This is a genomic window from Rhodococcus pseudokoreensis (assembly GCF_017068395.1).
Taxonomy (GTDB): Bacteria; Actinomycetota; Actinomycetes; order Mycobacteriales; family Mycobacteriaceae; genus Rhodococcus_F; species Rhodococcus_F pseudokoreensis.
Map to the genome: position 1 here is coordinate 3,622,179 of NZ_CP070619.1, position 17,800 is coordinate 3,639,978.

General features: G+C 68.0%; 14 protein-coding genes. 9 read left to right on the forward strand and 5 right to left on the reverse strand.

Annotated features, from left to right (window positions below; translation table 11 throughout):
• Entirely contained in the window at positions 1-429 is a 429-nt protein-coding gene (locus tag JWS13_RS21685; RefSeq protein ID WP_206007416.1) for a DUF7144 family membrane protein, read from the reverse strand.
• 172 nt (positions 430-601) lie between these two features.
• Between JWS13_RS21685 and JWS13_RS21690 the strand changes: the two genes are divergently transcribed.
• Positions 602-1,723 (forward strand): AI-2E family transporter, encoded by a 1,122-nt coding sequence (locus JWS13_RS21690; protein WP_206007417.1) that lies wholly within the window; start codon positions 602-604, stop codon positions 1,721-1,723.
• Positions 1,720-3,528 carry an alkyl/aryl-sulfatase gene (locus JWS13_RS21695; RefSeq protein ID WP_206007418.1) on the forward strand — a complete coding sequence of 603 codons (1,809 nt, stop codon included), beginning with the start codon at positions 1,720-1,722 and terminating at the stop codon, positions 3,526-3,528. Before JWS13_RS21690 ends, JWS13_RS21695 begins: the two co-directional genes overlap by 4 nt.
• A 68-nt stretch (positions 3,529-3,596) precedes the next feature.
• Here the strand turns inward: JWS13_RS21695 and JWS13_RS21700 are convergent, their stop codons facing one another.
• The gene (locus JWS13_RS21700) at positions 3,597-4,886 is read right to left on the reverse strand and encodes a M23 family metallopeptidase (RefSeq protein WP_206007419.1); all 1,290 of its coding nucleotides are present in this window, start codon (positions 4,884-4,886) and stop codon (positions 3,597-3,599) included.
• Between the two features lie 335 nt (positions 4,887-5,221).
• Here JWS13_RS21700 and JWS13_RS21705 point away from each other — a divergent pair, with 335 nt between their 5' ends.
• The 3 genes from JWS13_RS21705 to JWS13_RS21715 all read left to right on the forward strand — a co-directional run bounded on the left by JWS13_RS21705 (position 5,222) and on the right by JWS13_RS21715 (position 9,971).
• Positions 5,222-7,774 (forward strand): winged helix-turn-helix domain-containing protein, encoded by a 2,553-nt coding sequence (locus JWS13_RS21705; protein ID WP_206007420.1) that lies wholly within the window; start codon positions 5,222-5,224, stop codon positions 7,772-7,774.
• 90 nt (positions 7,775-7,864) lie between these two features.
• Positions 7,865-8,113 carry a hypothetical protein gene (locus JWS13_RS21710; RefSeq protein ID WP_072938116.1) on the forward strand — a complete coding sequence of 83 codons (249 nt, stop codon included), beginning with the start codon at positions 7,865-7,867 and terminating at the stop codon, positions 8,111-8,113.
• A gap of 49 nt (positions 8,114-8,162) precedes the next feature.
• Entirely contained in the window at positions 8,163-9,971 is a 1,809-nt protein-coding gene (locus JWS13_RS21715; RefSeq protein WP_206007421.1) for a serine/threonine-protein kinase PknD, read from the forward strand.
• A 4-nt stretch (positions 9,972-9,975) separates the two neighbouring features.
• On the opposite strand, the gene JWS13_RS21720 is transcribed toward JWS13_RS21715, so the two are convergent.
• Together JWS13_RS21720 and JWS13_RS21725 are read right to left on the reverse strand one after the other, a co-directional pair.
• Positions 9,976-10,311: a WhiB family transcriptional regulator gene (locus tag JWS13_RS21720; RefSeq protein ID WP_124390269.1), complete on the reverse strand. Its 336-nt coding sequence runs from the start codon at positions 10,309-10,311 to the stop codon at positions 9,976-9,978.
• Positions 10,296-11,300 carry an ROK family glucokinase gene (locus JWS13_RS21725; protein ID WP_124390268.1) on the reverse strand — a complete coding sequence of 335 codons (1,005 nt, stop codon included), beginning with the start codon at positions 11,298-11,300 and terminating at the stop codon, positions 10,296-10,298. Before JWS13_RS21725 ends, JWS13_RS21720 begins: the two co-directional genes overlap by 16 nt.
• A gap of 229 nt (positions 11,301-11,529) precedes the next feature.
• Between JWS13_RS21725 and JWS13_RS21730 the strand changes: the two genes are divergently transcribed.
• Positions 11,530-12,609 carry an ABC transporter ATP-binding protein gene (locus JWS13_RS21730; RefSeq protein ID WP_206007422.1) on the forward strand — a complete coding sequence of 360 codons (1,080 nt, stop codon included), beginning with the start codon at positions 11,530-11,532 and terminating at the stop codon, positions 12,607-12,609.
• A gap of 2 nt (positions 12,610-12,611) precedes the next feature.
• On the opposite strand, the gene JWS13_RS21735 is transcribed toward JWS13_RS21730, so the two are convergent.
• Positions 12,612-13,628 carry a LacI family DNA-binding transcriptional regulator gene (locus JWS13_RS21735; RefSeq protein ID WP_206007423.1) on the reverse strand — a complete coding sequence of 339 codons (1,017 nt, stop codon included), beginning with the start codon at positions 13,626-13,628 and terminating at the stop codon, positions 12,612-12,614.
• Between the two features lie 183 nt (positions 13,629-13,811).
• Between JWS13_RS21735 and JWS13_RS21740 the strand changes: the two genes are divergently transcribed.
• From JWS13_RS21740 to JWS13_RS21750, 3 genes are read left to right on the forward strand one after another with little or no spacing between them, the layout of a single operon-like run.
• Positions 13,812-15,497, forward strand: coding sequence for a glycoside hydrolase family 13 protein (locus JWS13_RS21740; RefSeq protein WP_206007424.1), 1,686 nt, complete (start codon positions 13,812-13,814; stop codon positions 15,495-15,497).
• Positions 15,494-16,759: an ABC transporter substrate-binding protein gene (locus tag JWS13_RS21745; protein WP_206007425.1), complete on the forward strand. Its 1,266-nt coding sequence runs from the start codon at positions 15,494-15,496 to the stop codon at positions 16,757-16,759. Before JWS13_RS21740 ends, JWS13_RS21745 begins: the two co-directional genes overlap by 4 nt.
• 13 nt (positions 16,760-16,772) lie before the next feature.
• Positions 16,773-17,798: a carbohydrate ABC transporter permease gene (locus JWS13_RS21750; protein ID WP_206007426.1), complete on the forward strand. Its 1,026-nt coding sequence runs from the start codon at positions 16,773-16,775 to the stop codon at positions 17,796-17,798.
• Positions 17,799-17,800 lie beyond the last annotated feature (2 nt).

Below are 17,800 nucleotides of genomic sequence, written 5' to 3' on the forward strand. Positions count from 1 at the left end.
TCATCCGGCGACCTTGTCGGTGTCCCAGGTGGTGACCGCCCAGATCACGACGACGTCGAGTGCGATGATCAGGATCGACCACAGCGGGTAGTAGGGCAGCCACAGGAAGTTGGCGAGGATCGACAGCGCGGCGATGCAGACCGCGACGACGCGAGCCCACGTGGCGCCCGTCATCAGTCCGATCGCGCTGATGGCCAGGACGACGCCCAGCACGATGTGGATCCAGCCCCACGTGGTGGTGTCGAACTGGTAGGTGTACTGGACGCCGATGACCAGCAGGTCGTCGGACGCGACCGCGGCGATGCCCTGAAAGAAGGAGATCACGCCGACAGTCAGCAGCAATATCGCCGCTGCCAGTGAAGTTCCTGCTGCAAAACCCTGTTTCACAGGGCTGTCCGTCCTGGACTCCGGGGTAGTCGTCATGTCCATGCCCTTCTCGAAAGTGTGTTTGCGAACAGTCGAATCGTCCGGCTCCCGGCAATGGGAGGCATCATCCGCGCCGGGTGATCCTCATCTGCAACGGATGATGTGACGCCGACGTCGCGGTGCAAGAGTCGAATCGGGGCATCCCGGAAGGCCGGCCGTTGCGAAGGGACACGCGATGATCGATCCGCAGGACGCATCCGGCGCGGAGCCGGACTCTCGGTGGTCGATGCCGCGGGGCCTGATCGTGATCCTCGGACTGGCCGCGCTCGTCGTCACGGTGGCCGGGATCGAGGTGGCGGCATCGATCCTCGCCCCGGTCTTCCTCGCCCTCATGCTCACCGTCGCGGTCCATCCGCTCCCCGTATGGCTGCACAGGAAGGGCGTCCCGCCGTGGCTCGCGACGATCGCCGCGATCGTGGTCGTCAACGGCATCCTCGTCGTACTCGTGCTGTCGCTGGCGCTGTCGGTCGCGCAACTCGCCACGCTCCTCCCGCAGTACGCGGACGACTTCACGTCCCTGATCGACAGCGCCCAGAGCTTCCTGAACAGCCACGGCGTGAACTCCTCCAGCGCCCAGACCATGCTCTCCCAGGTCGATTACACCAAGGCGTTCGGTTTCGTGGACGGCATCCTGCAGGCGATGCTGGGCATCTTCTCGAACCTGCTGTTCCTCGCCGCCCTCCTGCTGTTCATGGCGGTCGACGGAAGCTCATACGGTTCGCGGATGAGCATCGTCACGCGGATGCGCCCCGACATCGCCACCGCCCTCTCCGCCTTCTCCCTCGGCACCCGCAAGTACCTGGTCGTCACCACGGTCTTCGGATTGATCGTCGCCGTCATCGACACCGGAGCACTGTGGGCGCTGGGGATTCCGTTGCCGATCCTGTGGGGTCTGCTGTCGTTCATCACCAACTACATCCCGAACGTCGGCTTCGTTCTCGGTCTCGTCCCGCCGGCCCTGCTGGCGCTGCTCCAGGGCGGTCCGGGACTGATGCTGACCGTCATCGTCGTGTACAGCGTCATCAACGTCATCATCCAGTCCGTGATCCAGCCGAAGTTCGTCGGGGACGCGGTCGGCCTGTCCGTGACGTTCACGTTCCTGTCGCTGGTGTTCTGGACGTGGATCCTCGGACCCCTCGGCGCGATCCTCGCCATCCCGCTGACCCTGATGGCGAAGGCACTGCTGATCGACATCGACCCGTCCACGAGGTGGGTGAACACGATTCTCAGCGACTCCCCCACGCCCACACCCACGCCACCGGTCACCGCCCCGCGACACGAGAAGGAAGAACCATGACACCCGACTTCTCCGACACCACCGATTTCGAGGACGCCGACCGCGGTTTCGTCGACCGCCTCGACCCCTGCACCGTCACGGACGCGGACGGTCGCACGGTGTGGGACATGCGGGAGTACGCGTTCCTGTCCGGCGACTGCCCGGGCACCGCCAACCCGAGTCTGTGGCGGCAGTCGCAACTGTGCGCGAAGGACGGGCTGTACGAGGTCACCGAGGGCATCTACCAGCTACGCGGAATCGACCTGTCCAACATGACGATCGTCGAAGGCGAGACGGGTGTCCTGGTGATCGACCCGCTCATCTCTCAGGAGACCGCGGCCGCCGCGCTCGCGCTGTATCGGAAGAACCGGGGCGACCGGCCCGTCACCGGAGTCCTCTACACGCACTCCCACATCGATCACTTCGGCGGCGTCGTCGGCGTACTCCCCGACGGTCGCGGCGACGTCCCGATCTTCGCGCCCGAAGGGTTCCTCGAGCACGCGGTGTCCGAGAACATCTACGCCGGAACGGCAATGGGCAGGCGCGCCACCTACATGTACGGACCGCTGCTGCCGAAGGGTCCGCGCGGGCACCTCGGTGCGGGGCTCGGGACGAACACGTCGACCGGCAGGCCGGGGCTGATCCCGCCGACCGTCGACATCACCCACACCGGTCAGGAGGAGACCGTCGACGGCATCCGCATCCTCTTCCAGGTGACGCCGGGAACGGAGGCGCCCGCCGAGATGAACTTCCTGTTCCCCGACCACCGGGCGCTGTGCATGGCCGAGAACGCCACCCACAACCTGCACAATCTCCTCACGTTGCGCGGCGCACTGGTCCGCGATCCGCGCGCCTGGTCGCGGTATCTCGACCAGGCGATCGAGATGTTCGACGGCGGCTACGACGTCGCGTTCGCCTCCCACCACTGGCCGACGTGGGGCCGCGACCGGGTGGTGAAATTCCTGTCGGAACAGCGCGACCTGTACCAGTATCTGCACGACCAGACGCTGCGGATGCTCAACGCGGGGCTGACCGGGATCGAGATCGCCGAAGACTTCCCGCTGCCACCGGCCCTCGAATCCGCCTGGCACGCGCGCGGCTACTACGGGTCGGTCAGCCACAACGTGAAGGCGATCTACCAGCGGTACATGGGCTGGTTCGACGGCAACCCGACGTCGCTGTGGCAGCATCCGCCCGAAAGCGTGGCCACCCGCTACGTCGAGTGCATGGGCGGCCAGGACGAGGTCCGGTCGAAGGCGACGCAGTACCTCGAGCGCGGAGATCTGCGGTTCGCCGCCGAACTGCTCAAGCACGCCGTGTTCGCCGACCCCTCCGACGATGCGGCCAAGGACCTGCTGGCCCGCACGTACGAGCAACTCGGCTTCGGCGCCGAGAACGCGACGTGGCGCAACTTCTACCTCACCGGGGCACTCGAACTCCGGGGCGGCATCACCACCCCGCCGCTCAGCGACCTCGGCGCGGACATGCTGAGCGCCCTGACGATCGACCAGATCTTCGACTCCGTCGCCCTCCGCATCAACGGCCCGCGCGCCTGGGACGCCACCCTCGTCGCGGAGTGGCACTTCACCGAACCCGAGGCGCACTACCGGACGACGCTGTCCAACGGCGCGCTCATCCAGACGGTCGCGCCGAGGACCGCGGCGCAACCCGACGTCACGCTGACCCTGACGAAGATGCAGTTGCTCGCCCTGTTCGCCGGCCGGGGCCTGGAGGGCATCGAGGTGACGGGTGACCCGTCGAAACTGCTCGCCCTCACCGAATTGCTCGACCCGCCCGACAACGTGTTCCCGATCGTCACGCCGTAGGCGCTTCGCGCCCGTGAGTGGTTAGAGAGTCTCTGGACTCCTTAACCACTCACGGGCGGCGGAGCCGCCTACCCGAAGTCGACGATCGCGAGATTGCTCGGAAGCTCATCCGTCCGCGGCTCACCGGTGGGCAGTTTTCCCTGCAGGAACTGCCCCGACAGGTAGTCGTCCGCGTCGAGGATCTGCTGCGGCGCGACCTGCCCCTCGTATTCGAAGCTGTCGAAGACGTACGGCAGGGAGTCGGCGTACAGCAGGCTCGGGCCGTTCATCAACTGGAAGTGCAGATGCGACGCGTTGGCGTTGCCGGTGTTCCCGAGTTTCGCGAGCGTGTCGCCCTTCGACACCTTGTCGCCGGGCTTGACGAGCAGCGAACCCTCGATGAAGTGCGCGTACATCGCGTAGACGCCGCCTCCGAGGTCGAGGACGACGTGGTTTCCGTCGACGTTCTCGACGGTGAGTTTCGCAGCGAGTTCCGGGACCTCGGCGGGCAGTGTGCCCGGGGCGTTGGCGGGCACGTTGTCCAATGTGGCCACGACCGTTCCGTCGGCGACGGCGTACACGTCGGAACCGTAGTCGACGTAGCTCTCGTTCTTCGTCCGGTCGCCGGTGTAGAACTCGCCCTGGTCGTTGGTGCGTTTCCAGTCGATCGCGAATCGTTGACTGTTGTTGATCTTGCCGTCGACCGGGAGCGGCGACGTGCGGTGCGGGAATCCCGGCAGGCAGCAGCCGTTGAGGGCAATCCAGTTGTCGCCCTTCAGCGGTGGCGAGATGACGCGTGGGGTCCCGGCGTCGATGTCGAGGGCGGTGATCAGATAGTCGACGGGGGACGGTTCCCGCGACGACGGCGCGGCCGCGGCGCTGCCGTACAGGTGGTGGAGCACCGCTTTCGGGGCCTGATCGAGCGAGTCGAACGTGTAGTCGACGAACAGGATACGAGTCTCCTGCGGCGGAATCACCGTGGAGGTGGCTGCCGGCGCGGTCAGCATTCGCAGCCGGTTGCAGTCGCCGTACGGACAATTCGGCTCGACGAGCGCCGCACCGGAGAACGATGCGATCACCTTCGACGGGTCGGTCCCGTCGACGACGTCCAGTTTGTCGAGCGTCGCCGGGACGGGTGTCGCGTTCGTCAGCTGGAGGTCGTAGGCGACGTGGTACTTGCCGTCGGTGCCCGGGAACGGGAAGGTCGGATCACCGATCGGGGTGAGGATCAGTCCCGTGTAGGCGTCGGGCACGGTGACCGCCCCCGCCCCGCCTGCCGTCGTCGGCGACGCACTCGTATCCGTCGCATCGCCGCTGCTCGAGCACCCCGCCGCGACGAGTGCGATCGACATCATCAGCCCGGCAACTGCCAACTTCATGGTCACTCCATTCAGGCACTTCGCCGCGGCCCAGTGCCCTTCGACGTGGCCATCGTCCGCCGGCCCGCCCGCCGAGGATTCACCCGTCGAGTGTGAATTTCGGGTTGCCGCCGGTTTGCGGTAACCACGTTCACCCACACAGAACAACTGGTTCTCGCTAAAATCGTCGCACCGGCTTACTGCGTCGGGAATTGGCGTTTGTCGAAGATCGTTTCTCGGTGCAGCGAGAATTGGGGGTCGGCGTGACGGCAGCACCGCTCGGGGAGTTTCGTCTGAGTACTCGAATACCGTCGAGTGCTGGGGGTCGAACGGTCACCCGGACCCGCCTGCACACCATGCTCACCGATGCGCTCACCGACGAGGCCCACCCGTATCCGGTTGCGCTGGTCTGCGCGCCTGCCGGGTCCGGCAAGACGCGGGCCGTGGCCGACTGGGCGCGGGAGTTGCTGGCCGCCGACGACGCCCCGACCATTGCCTGGCTCACCATCGAGGAGCGGCACAACGACCTCGACGTCGTCCACCGGGCGATCCTCCGCGCACTCACCGACGCCGGAAATCCTCGCCTGCAGGCGGCGTGCGCCGGGCTCGTTTCCGAGTCACCCGACCTCGGCGCCACCTTGTCGGCCGCGTTGCACGAACTCGGCGAGAACATCTGGATGATCATCGACGACGCCCACCTCCTCCGCGACACCGACGTCCTCACCGACCTCGAGTCGTTCATGCGCTGGCAACCGCCGATGCTGCGGACGGTCATCGTCGGACGGTTCGAGCCGCCGCTCGCGCTGCAGCGACTTCGCCTGGACGGCAAACTGTTCACGCTCACGGCAACGGATCTCGCGTTCACGTCCGACGAGTCGGCCGAGATGCTCGACGAGCACGGCGTGGTGCTGCCCCCGGACGATCTCGACGCCCTCATGGTTCGCACGGAGGGCTGGGCTGCCGGAATCCGGCTGGCGGGAATGTCTTTGGAAGGGCATCCGGATCCGAGCCGGTTGATCGCCGAGTTCTCGGGCGACCGCCGGGCCGTCGCCGACTATCTCATCGAGGAGGTCCTCGCCGGCCAGACCGACGAGATGCGCGAGTTCCTCCTGCGCACGTCCGTACCCGCGTCGTTCACGGTCGAACTCGCCGAGAAACTCACGGGCTGCACGGACGCGCACGGCAACATCGATTGGCTCGAGCACCACAATTTTCTGATCAGCCGGATCACCGAGAACCCCACGCACTACCGCTACCACCCGCTGCTGCGGAGTTATCTGCGCGCGGAGATCAGCCGCATCGGCCACGTCGAAGTCGAGCATCTCGAATTGACGGCGGCCCATTGGCACGACGAATTCGGCGATGCGCTGCTCGCACTCGAGCACGCGGTGAACTCCGGTGATCACGACGAGATCGTGGCGCTGCTGGCCAGGACGTCGCTGCCCTTGATCATCGGGGGCCACGGCGAGGCCGTCGACCGGATTCTCACGCGGGCGCCCCGGGCATCGCAGGACCACCCGTCGGCGCGGCTGCTCCGCGCCGCCGCCGCGCTCGCCTCGGGAAACATCCCGGTGGCCACGTCCACCCTCGAACTCCTCGACCGCAGGAAGTCGGGTCTGCTGGTGGACGGCGCCGCCGAATCCCGGATCCACCTGCTGCTCCGCGAATCGCTGCGGGTACAGACCGCGATCGGCACCGGCGACATCGAGACCGCACTGAACCGGCTGCAGAACGTGGGCGGCGGTTCGAGCGGCGACCCCGACCTCGACGCGTTCGTCCTGCTCCAGGAAGGCCGTGCGCTGCTCTTCCTCGGACGGGACGACGACGCGGAGGCCGTGCTCGGGAGGTCGCTCGCGCACGCGCGACTCGGCGACGCACCGTTGAGCGTCATGTACTGCCTGGGAACTCTCGCCGCCGTCTCGATGTCGCGGGGCGACGTGGCGGTGGCGTCCGAACTGGTGGACGAGGCCCTGACGATCGGCCGGACGCAGTCGGCGACGGGCGATCCGACGTTCCAGTTGACGAAGCTCGTCGACTCGTGGTGCCGCTACATGCGGATGGACCCCGACGCCGCCCGCGTCGCCGCCGAATCCGCCGAGGCGTTGCGTCGCGCGAGCACCGGAACCGCGGGTTTCGCCGACGGCGCCGCGGCCCTGTTCGGTCTCGACGAGTCCGAACACCGGCACGGTTCGGTGACGATGGTGCATGCGGACAGCCCGGTGTCGTCCGCACTGCCGATGCCGCCGGGAATCCGCGCGGTGCTGCTGCCCGCCATCCAGTACGCGTATCTGTCCGCCGGTGAGGTCGGGTGGGCGCACGAGTTGGCCACCGAGGCGCAGGCCTTCCTCGGGCCCACCGGCGACACACCCCTCGTCGAGGCGATCATCCATCTGCATCTGCACCGCCTCGACCTGGCCCGCCGGACGATCCAGCCGGTCCTGGACGGTGAACTGGAATGCGCGGCGGGCACCAACCTGATCGCGGCGTGGCTCGTGGACGCGTCGATCGCGCTTGCCCGCAAACATGATTCGCGCGCCCACAGCGCGCTCACCGAGGCGTTGCGTCTCGCGGAGCCGCAGTCGGTGCTGCGTCCGTTCCACGACTGCGGACCACAGATCCGGGATCTTCTCGTGCGGAGCACCGGCCGGTTCGGGGTGCTCGAACCGTTCGCGGAGCGGCTCCGCGCGTCGTTCCCGCGGTCGGAGAGCACGGCGTCCGACATGCTCACTCCCCGTGAACTGGAACTGCTCGTGGAGCTTCCGTCGTGGCGCACCGCCGAGCAGATCGCTGCCGACCTGTGCGTGTCGGTGAACACGGTGAAGACTCATCTGCGCGGGATCTACCGCAAACTCGGCGTCACGTCCCGCCGCGACGCGATCGCCGCCGCGCAACACCACGGTTTGCTCTGAGACGGTTCACCACTTGCGGGTGAGGCGCGTCGCTCTTCCGTCGGTCACCCTGAAATCTACGGCTGACCGAGTTCTGGAACGACGATGTGAATGAAGGAGCCCGCCGTGGTGCGTCCTGAATCGAACTGGCCGGGCAAGGTCAGGTACGCCTTCCTGATCAGCGGCGCCCTGTCCGATCGGGTGCTGGCGGCCTTCCCCGAGTTGGACGTCTCGGACGTCACGACCGGTGACACGACGCTCTACGGCCCGGTCGACGGCCCGACGGATCTCCGCGGCATGCTGGCCCGCTTCGACGCGCTGGGACTGACCGTCATCGAGATGCGCAGGCTACCGGACTGACCGGGCTGCGGGGTTCAATGGTGAAGGGTCCCGGGAGGCGGTGAGCCGAGTGAGCGGCGAGTTCGAACCGGGCACGGTGTTTGCCGGCTACGTGATCGAACGGGTTCTGGGACGAGGCGGGATGGGTACCGTCTACCTCGCCCAGCATCCCAACCTGCCGCGCAAGGTCGCTCTCAAACTGCTCGACACGTCGTGGACGAGCGACGACTACGTCCGGTCGCGTTTCGAATCGGAAGCGGACCACGCCGCCCATCTCGACCATCCCAACATCGTCACCGTCCACGACCGCGGCCGCGAGGGCGGCAGGTTGTGGATCGCGATGCAGTACGTGCCCGGCGTCGACGCCAGGAGAGCGCTCAGCTCCGGGGCACTGGACGTCGAGCGCGCCGTGCACATCGTCAGCGAGACCGGGAGGGCTCTCGACCACGCGCACGAGGCCGGGATTCTGCATCGCGACGTGAAGCCGGCGAACATCCTGCTCGCGCCGGGCGACCCCGAACGGGTGCTGCTCACCGATTTCGGCACCGCCAAGGCCCTCGACGAAACGCATCAGCTGACCCGCACCGGGATGCTGGTGGCGACGCTGCACTACGCGGCGCCCGAGCAGATCGAGGGCCAGAAGCTCGACCACCGCGTCGACATCTACGCGTTGGGCTGCACCTTCTTCCATCTGCTCACCAACGAACCGCCGTATCCCGGGACCACCGCGTCCTCGGTGATGCACGGCCATCTGAACGGGCCGATTCCCAAGCCGAGCGTGGTGCGCCCCGGGCTGCCGGCCGGGGTCGACGCGGTCGTCGCGCGCGCCATGGCCAAGGACCGCGAGGAGCGTTACTCGACGTGTCGTGAGTTCAGCGACGCCGTCCACGCGATCGAGTGGGACGGGCCGGGCAGCGTCACCCGTCCCGCCGCCCTCGCCGACTCCGCCGCGACCACCCGAACGAGCCGTCCCGCCGTGACCCGGCCCGATGCCGAGCCGGGTGCGGAGCCGACGGCACCGACCACGGTCGGGGGCCGGTGGCGGCGGAAACGCTGGCTGCTCGCCGCTCTCCTGGCGGTTGTCCTCGTCGCCGCCGCTGTCGCCTACGTCGTCTGGCCGGGCGAGGAGTCGCCGGACAGTCAGGTGGTGCTCCCGCTGACCGGCCTGCAGGGCCCGGCCGGGCTCGCGGTGTCGGGCAGCGGGAACCTGTACATCGCGGACAGCGCGGCCAAGCAGGTTCTGGAGGTGCGGGCCGGGTCCTACGAGCAGACGGTCCTTCCCTTCACCGGACTCGAGGTTCCGCAGGGAGTCGCGGTCAGCACGTCCGGCGACGTGTACGTCTCCGACCTCGTGACCAACACCGTGACGATGCTGCACGGCAGCACCCAGGTACCGATGCCGTTCGGCGGGCTGAACCAGCCGTTCGGAATCGCGCTCGGACCGGACGGGACGCTGTACGTCGCGGACACGCTCAACAACCGGGTGCTGGCCCTGCGCGACGTCACCGCCGCCCCTGTCGCGGTACCGCTGTCGGTGATCGGCCCGTTCGCCGTCGCCGTCGGCGAGCAGGGCGACCTCTACGTCGGCACGCCCAACAAGGTGCTCGCGTGGAACGCCGCCACCCGCGCCCAGAGCTTCCTGCCGTTCACCGACCTCCAGAGCGTCGGTGGTGTCGCGGTCGACGACGAGGGAACCGTGTACGCGATCGACCAGAACCACAACCGCATTCTGCGGCTGCCCGCCGGTTCGGACGAGCAGGAGGTCCTCCCGTTCACCGGCCTGGACCAGCCGGAAGGGATCGCCGTGTCGAGCCGGGGCGACGTGTACGTCGCGGACACCGACAACAGCCGGGTGGTCATGCTGCCTGCGGGCAGCTGACCGCTCAGGCCTGGCGCGCCAGGTCGAACCCGAACGATTCGGCGACGGCCTCGTCGACCCGGCCGTCGTGATTGGCGAGCAGTTCTTCGCGTTCGTTCGCGGAGAGACCACCCCAGATGCCGTACGGTTCACCGACACTGAGTGCGTGCTCCCGGCACTGCACCAGCACGGGGCAGCCGCGGCAGATCATCTTGGCGCGGAAGTCCCGCATCTCGCGGGCCCGGCCACGTTCGCGGTCGGGGTGGAAGAAGGTGGACGATTCGTAGCCGCGGCACGCGGCGTCCCTCTGCCAGTCCCACACCTCGGCGACCGGAATGGGAAGACTCAACCGATTGGACATTGCACTCCTCCAGATACTCGTGAGCCGTTGTGTGCAAGCCCGAGAACGCGTTCCCGGGCCAGATCGGCGGCGCCGACGATGCCGACGTTCGCGCCGAGTTCCGCCAGTCGCACCTCGGCGACCGGTCGATGTGCGCGTCCGGTGAGACGGTTCTCGAACGCGGCGGCGGCGGGACCGCGCAGCAGTTCACCGGCCTCGCAGACTCCCCCGCCGATGATGAACAGGTCGGGGTCGAAGAACGCGGCGATGTCCGCCATGCCGTGCCCCAGCCAGGAACCGATCACCCGGAAACATTCGAGCGCCGCGGGGTCACCGTCCTGCGCTGCAGCGGTGATGTGCAGGCCGGTGATGGCGTCCGCCCTGCCGCCGGCGCGGGCAAGCAGGTCGGCGGCGAAACCGGGCGACACGTTCGCGAGGTCCTGCGCTTCCCGGACCAGTGCCCGCCCGCTGGCGTAACGCTCCCAGCAGCCGTGGTTGCCGCAGCCGCACCGGCGGCCGTGCGGTTCGACGTTGAGGTGCCCGAACTCCGCGGCCACCCCGAACTTGCCGCGGTGGAGGACGCCGTCGACGACGATGCCGCCGCCGATCCCGGTTCCCACGGTGAGCACGACGACGGTCTGTCCCGTCCGCCCGGCCCCGAAGCGCGCTTCGCCCCAGGCCGCGGCGTTGGCGTCGTTCTCCACCACCGTCGGCAATCCGCACGCCGCTTCGACCACCGCACCCAGCGGTTCGTTGCGCCAGGCGAGGTTCGGGGCGAACAGCACGGTGCTGAGGTCGGCGGCGACGAAGCCTGCCGCGCCGATGCCGACGGCCTGGACCGGATGGGTATCGGCCAGATCCCGGACGAGTTCGGCGATGACGTTCTCGACGCCGCGCGCATCGTGGGACGGGGTGTCACGACGCACCATCCGGTGGATGACTCCGTCGGTGTCGACCACGCCGGCAGCGATCTTCGTGCCACCCACGTCGATGCCAATTGTCAGAGCCATGTCTCGTGTCCTCTTCAAATCTGCGAGTGAGGGGTGTCACGCTGACAGTAGAGGACCTTTGGATTTTCATCAATACATACTTCAGTCTTTTTAAGAACAAAGGCCGTTCATCCTCGACTGGACACGGCCTGTGATCTAGGCCATAGTTCTTCTCCGTCGGCGTCTGCCGACACGCCCCTGACACTCGGATCGTCCGGCACGTTCCTGCCGGTGGAGGGATTCATTTCTCATGGCAACAATCACGTACGACCGCGCGACCAGGCTCTTTCCCGGGTCCGACGTCCCCGCCGTCGATCAACTCGACCTGCACATCGAGGACGGTGAATTCCTCGTCCTCGTCGGCCCGTCCGGCTGCGGAAAATCCACGTCGCTGCGGATGCTCGCCGGACTCGAGGACGTCGACGGCGGTCAGATCCTGATCGGCGGCCGCGACGTCACGCACGCCGAACCCAAGGACCGCGACATCGCGATGGTCTTCCAGAACTACGCGCTCTACCCGCACATGACCGTCGCCGAGAACATGGGCTTCGCCCTCAAACTCGCAGGCACCGACAAGTCCGAGATCCGCACCCGCGTCGCGGAGGCCGCCGACATGCTCGACCTCGGCGCCTACCTCGACCGCAAGCCCAAGGCCCTGTCCGGCGGCCAGCGGCAGCGAGTCGCCATGGGCCGCGCCATCGTCCGGCAACCGCAGGTGTTCCTGATGGACGAGCCGCTGTCGAACCTCGACGCGAAACTGCGCGTGCAGACCCGTACCCAGATCGCCCAGCTGCAGCGCCGCCTCGGCACCACCACCGTCTACGTCACCCACGACCAGGTCGAGGCCATGACGATGGGCGACCGCGTCGCCGTCCTCAAGGGCGGCGTGCTGCAGCAGTGCGCCTCCCCCCGCGAGCTCTACCGCAGGCCCGCGAACGTGTTCGTCGCCGGGTTCATGGGCTCACCGTCGATGAATCTGTTCACCGTGCCCGTCACCGACGGCGGCGTGCTGATCGGCGACCAGCTGGTGCCCGTCCCCCGCGACGCGCTCACGGCGGCGGGCCGCGAGGTGATCTTCGGGATCCGTCCCGAGCACGTCGAGATCGCCGATTCCGGCGGACTGAAACTCGAGATCGACGTCGTCGAGGAGCTCGGCTCCGAGGCATTCGTGTTCGGCCGCACCACCGTTCACGGACGTACCGAGAACCTGGTCGCGCGCGTCGACTGGCGCAACCCGCCCGAGAAGGGTCAGGTCGTGCACGTTCGCGTCGACGAGGCGCACGCGCACCTCTTCGCCACGGACGCGGCGGGTGAGCGCCTGGTGCGCTGACCTCAGTGTTCCGCGGGACGGGCGGTCGAGCCCCTGACCACCAGGTGGGTCGGGAGCACGACCGCCCGTTCCGCCGGTTCCCGGCCGCTCAGCAGGTCCACGACCACCCGGCCCGCCTCCACTCCCTGCTCTGCCACCGGTTGCCGGACCGTGGTCAGGTCGGCCAGTTCGGCCGTCGGGTGATCGTCGATGCCGATCACCGACATCCCGGCCGGGACGGGTATCCCCGCTCGCCGCAGCGTGCGTAGCGCTCCGACGGCGACCTCGTCGGAGTGACAGAACACCGCGGTGGGCACGTCGGCGCGGCTGAGCAGCAGTTCCATGCCGCGCTCGCCGCCCTCGATGCCCCAGGGCACGGTCGCGATGCAGTCGTCGTCGAGTCCGGCGTCGGCGAGCGCACCGTGGAAACCCGCGACCCGGGCGATGTCGCCCTCCCAGGACTGCCCCTCCGGGTCGACCGTGCGGATCATGCCGATCCGCGTGTGGCCGATCCTGATCAGATGCCCGACGGCCTGGCGCGCGGCCAGTTCGTCGTCGATCCGGACGGACGGGAAGTCACCGGCGTGCGCACCGATGACCACCACGGTCACGTCCATCTCCTCGAGCCGCGCCCGCTCCGGCCCGGTCAGCGGAAACGCCACGGCGATGACCGCATCGACCTTGCGGCGCAACGGAAGCCGTTCGAAGAACGATTCGCGCTGGGACGACTCCTCGAGGCAGTACAGCATGACGTCGAGGTCGGCGGCGCGGAGTTCGTGTTCGATGCCGGCGAGAATCCGCGAGTAGAACCAGGCGTCGATCCACGGCACGACGACGGCCACCCGGCCCGTCGCACCGCCCGACAGCTTCGACGCCTCGGGTGAGATGACGTACGCCAACTCGTCGGCGATCCGCTGTATCCGCAGCCGTGTCGCTTCGGAGACGCCCTTCTCGCCGCGCAGCGCACGGGAGACGGTGGCGATCGAGACGCCGGTGCGGCGCGCGACGTCGGCCATGTTCACGGACTGCTTAGGGATCACGTTCCCACAGTAAGCGAGCAACGCAAATATTTGCGTAAATTCCTCACGCAACGCAAGGCGTTGTAGTGCGAAAAAGAAATCACCTCGTTCGAGTTGACAGCACCCTGTGACGTGCCTCACGCTCATTACGCAAACGTTTACGCATCACATTCGCCCATCCCATCCCCGCACCGAGGAGATTCGATGACCCAGTCCGTGGAGTCGACCGCAACCACCGTCGCGAACCGGCACCCCGAAGCCTGGTGGAAGACGGCCGTCGTCTACCAGGTCTACATCCGCAGCTTCGCCGACGGGAACGGCGACGGCATCGGCGACCTCACCGGGTTGCGTTCCAAGCTGCCCTACCTCGCCGACCTCGGCGTCGACGCCGTGTGGATCAACCCCTGGTACCCGTCGCCGATGGCCGACGCCGGCTACGACGTCGCCGACTTCCGCGACATCGAGCCGTCGTACGGCACGCTCGCCGAGGGTGAGGCGTTCATCGCCGAGGCCCACGAGCTGGGGATCCGCGTGATCCTCGACATCGTGCCCAACCACACCTCCAGCGAGCACCGCTGGTTCGAGGCGGCACTCCGCGACGAGCCCGGAGCACGCGAGCGCTACATCTTCCGGCCCGGCCGCGGCCCCGCGGGTGACGAGCCGCCCAACGACTGGCAGAGCGCATTCGGCGGTCCCGCGTGGAGCCGCCTCGACACCGGCGAGTGGTACCTGCACCTGTTCGCCCCCGCGCAGCCCGACCTCAACTGGGAGCACCCCGAGGTCCGTGCGGAGTTCGAGGACATCCTGCGCTTCTGGTTCGACAAGGGCGTCGACGGCTTCCGCATCGACGTCGCCCACGGCCTGGCCAAGGACCCCGCACTCCCCGATGCCGGTGAGCGCCTTCCCGGTTCGCAGCACACCGACCCGCACCCCGCGTGGGACCAGGACGCCGTCCACGAGGTGTACCGGGGCTGGCGGGCCGTCGCCAACGCCTACGACGACCGCGTCTTCGTCGCCGAGGCCTGGGTTCCCGGCAACGACCGGCTGGCCCGCTACCTGCGCCCCGACGAACTCCACACCGCGTTCCAGTTCGACTTCCTGCGCGCCCCGTGGCGTTCGGACAGCATTCGCGCCGTGATCGACGACGCGCTCGAGCAGGCGGCCACCGTCGGCGCACCCGCCACCTGGGTGCTCTCCAACCACGACGTGCCCCGCACCGTCACCCGCTACTCCCGCTCGCAGCCCGACCACCTCGTCGAAACCGATTGGGAGCGCGCCCGCTGGGCGCTCGAGGAACCCAACCACGACCTGGGCAGGCGCCGTGCCCGCGCCGCCGCGCTGCTGCAGTTGGCGTTGCCCGGCACCGCGTACATCTACCAGGGCGAGGAACTCGGACTGGAAGAGGTCGAGGACCTACCCGACGACGTCCGCCAGGATCCGACGTGGTTCCAGACCGGCTTCACCGACTGCGGCCGCGACGGCTGCCGGGTGCCGATCCCGTGGTCGAACGACGCAGTGCCGTACGGCTTCTCCCCGTTCGACGCGGAGGAGGACACGTGGCTTCCGCAGCCCGGGCACTGGGCCCCGCACACCGCGGAAGCGCAGGCAGGCCACCCCGAGTCGGTCCTCACGCTGTACCGCCGGGCGCTGGAACTGCGACCCGACTACTTCGACACCCCGCACGGCGTCGAGTGGCTCGACACCCCGCCCGGCGTTCTCGCGTTCGCACGCGGCGGAGTGCAGTGCTGGGTGAACACCGGCACCGAACCGGCCGCCCTTCCCGGGGGCTCGACCGTGGTGCTCGGTTCGATCGCCGGCATCACCGGCGGACTGCTCCCGTCCGACGCCGCGGTGTGGCTGTCGGAACCGGGCTCGGGTGAATCACGATGAAGCGCGTCGCCGCCGCCGCGGTGGCCGTCGGGGTCCTGTTCGCGGCGACGTCGTGCGCCGATCAGGGCATCGACGCCGCCGCGCAGGCGGAGAAGCTGAACCTCGACGGCCGCGGGCCCATCACCTACGTGCAGGGCAAGGACAACTCCAACGTCGTCCGGCCGCTGATCGACGAGTGGAACGCCGCCCACCCCGGTGAGGAGGTGACGTTCAAGGAGCAGTCCGACCAGGCCGACCAGCAGCACGAGGACCTGGTGCAGCATTTCCAGTCCCGTGACCCCGGCTACGACGTTGCCGTCGTCGACGTCGTGTGGACCGCCGAATTCGCGGCCCGCGGATGGCTGCAACCGCTCGAGGGCCCGATGGCGATCGACACGTCCGGCCTGCTCCCCGCCACCGTCGCGGGGGCCACGTACGGGGGTGTCCTGTACGCGGCACCGCAGACCAGTGACGGCGCCCTGCTCTACTACCGCACCGACCTGCTGGATCACCCGCCCGCCACGTGGGATGAACTGGTCGGCGCGTGCGGGACGGCGCAGCAGACCGGAATCGGATGCTACGCAGGCCAGTACGCCAAGTACGAGGGCCTGACCGTCAACGCGTCCGAGGCCATCAACACGGCAGGAGGGTCGATCCTCGCACCGGACGGCGTGACCCCGACGATGACCACCCCGGAAGCCAAGGCGGGGCTGCAGTCGCTCGTCGACGCGTACCGTTCGGGTGCGATCCCCCGCGAGTCCGTCACGTTCCAGGAAGAGCAGGCCCGGCAGGCGTTCCAGAGCGGCGACCTGCTGTTCATGCGCAACTGGCCGTACGCGTACAGCCTGATGAACGGGCAGGGCAGTTCCGCGGTGTCCGGCAAGTTCGCGGTGGCGCCGCTGCCCGGGAAGAACGGGCCCGGTCACTCCACACTCGGCGGGCACAGCGCCGCGATCAACGTGTACTCGGAGCACAAGGCCACCGCGTCCGACTTCCTGAAGTTCTTCCTGGAGAAGAAGTCGCAGGCGTTCTTCCTGTCGCAGGGATCGCTCGCCCCCGTCCGCGCCGACGTCTACGACGACCCGGAACTGATCGAGCAGTACCCGTACATCCCCACGCTGAAGACGTCGATCGAGAACGCCGTGACCCGGCCGGTCACCCCGTTCTATCCCGCGGTCACCCGGGCCGTGCAGAACAACGCGTACGCCGCGATCAAGGGCGAGAAGACGGTGGACCAGGCCGCCGCCGACATCCAGTCCGCGATCGCCGCGGCCGGGTCCTAGAGGAGACAAGCCGATGACCGTTCACGAACTCTCGGAACCGACGACCGAGGTCGTCCCGCAACCGGATTCGTCCGAAGCGCCGCCGCGGCCCCGGAAGGGACGCAGCAAGGCAGCGATGCTCCTCGTTCTGCCGACCATGATCCTGCTGGGCATCGTCGTCCTGTACCCGGTGGTCAGTGCGATGGTGATGTCGCTGTTCAAGGATCCGACCATCGACCCCGCCACCGGCAAATTCGTCGACCAGGGCTTCGCGGGACTGTCGAACTACACGCACTGGCTGTTCCAGCGGTGCACCGACACGACCGGGGCCTCCGTGTCCTGCCCCGGCGGCACACTGGGCTCGCTGTTCTGGCAGTCGATGTGGGTCACCGTGTTCTTCACCGTCGTCACCGTCACCATCGAGGTCGCGCTGGGACTCTGGTTCGCCACCATCATGAACCGGGCGTTCCGCGGCCGGGCACTGCTGCGCACCAGCATTCTCGTCGCGTGGGCCATCCCCACCGCCGTCACCGCGAAACTGTGGTACTTCGTCTTCGCCTACGACGGCATCGCTAACAAACTGCTCGGCACGGACATCCTGTGGACAGGTGACACGTGGCCGGCCCGGTTCGCCGTCGTGATCGCCGACGCCTGGAAGACCACCCCGTTCGTGGCGCTGCTGATCCTCGCCGGACTGCAGATGGTGCCCGCCGAGGTATACGAGGCGGCACGGATGGACGGCGCCGGCGCGTGGCAGCGGTTCCGTTCGATCACATTGCCCCTCATCAAGCCGGCCATCCTGGTGGCGGTCCTCTTCCGCGTCCTCGACGTCCTGCGGATCTACGACCTCCCGGCGATCCTCACCGGCGGCGGTGGCGGCGACGGCACCGCCACCACCACACTGTCGATCCTCGTGATCGACCAGATGCGCCAGGGATTCAACAGCGCGTCCGCCCTCTCCACGATCACGTTCCTGTTCATCTTCGCCGTCGCCTACGTGCTCGTGAAGGTGATGGGCGTCAACGTGATCGACACCCAAGAGCAGCAGCGAAAGGCCTGACC

What these genes read in the sequence shown, in the direction of transcription:
- JWS13_RS21685 (WP_206007416.1), bottom strand. Translation starts at nt 429, where the DNA reads ATGGACATGACGACTACCCCGGAGTCCAGGACGGACAGCCCTGTGAAA.
- JWS13_RS21690 (WP_206007417.1), top strand. Translation starts at nt 602, where the DNA reads ATGATCGATCCGCAGGACGCATCCGGCGCGGAGCCGGACTCTCGGTGG.
- JWS13_RS21695 (WP_206007418.1), top strand. Translation starts at nt 1,720, where the DNA reads ATGACACCCGACTTCTCCGACACCACCGATTTCGAGGACGCCGACCGC.
- JWS13_RS21700 (WP_206007419.1), bottom strand. Translation starts at nt 4,886, where the DNA reads ATGAAGTTGGCAGTTGCCGGGCTGATGATGTCGATCGCACTCGTCGCG.
- JWS13_RS21705 (WP_206007420.1), top strand. Translation starts at nt 5,222, where the DNA reads ATGCTCACCGATGCGCTCACCGACGAGGCCCACCCGTATCCGGTTGCG.
- JWS13_RS21710 (WP_072938116.1), top strand. Translation starts at nt 7,865, where the DNA reads ATGAAGGAGCCCGCCGTGGTGCGTCCTGAATCGAACTGGCCGGGCAAG.
- JWS13_RS21720 (WP_124390269.1), bottom strand. Translation starts at nt 10,311, where the DNA reads ATGTCCAATCGGTTGAGTCTTCCCATTCCGGTCGCCGAGGTGTGGGAC.
- JWS13_RS21725 (WP_124390268.1), bottom strand. Translation starts at nt 11,300, where the DNA reads ATGGCTCTGACAATTGGCATCGACGTGGGTGGCACGAAGATCGCTGCC.
- JWS13_RS21730 (WP_206007422.1), top strand. Translation starts at nt 11,530, where the DNA reads ATGGCAACAATCACGTACGACCGCGCGACCAGGCTCTTTCCCGGGTCC.
- JWS13_RS21740 (WP_206007424.1), top strand. Translation starts at nt 13,812, where the DNA reads ATGACCCAGTCCGTGGAGTCGACCGCAACCACCGTCGCGAACCGGCAC.
- JWS13_RS21745 (WP_206007425.1), top strand. Translation starts at nt 15,494, where the DNA reads ATGAAGCGCGTCGCCGCCGCCGCGGTGGCCGTCGGGGTCCTGTTCGCG.
- JWS13_RS21750 (WP_206007426.1), top strand. Translation starts at nt 16,773, where the DNA reads ATGACCGTTCACGAACTCTCGGAACCGACGACCGAGGTCGTCCCGCAA.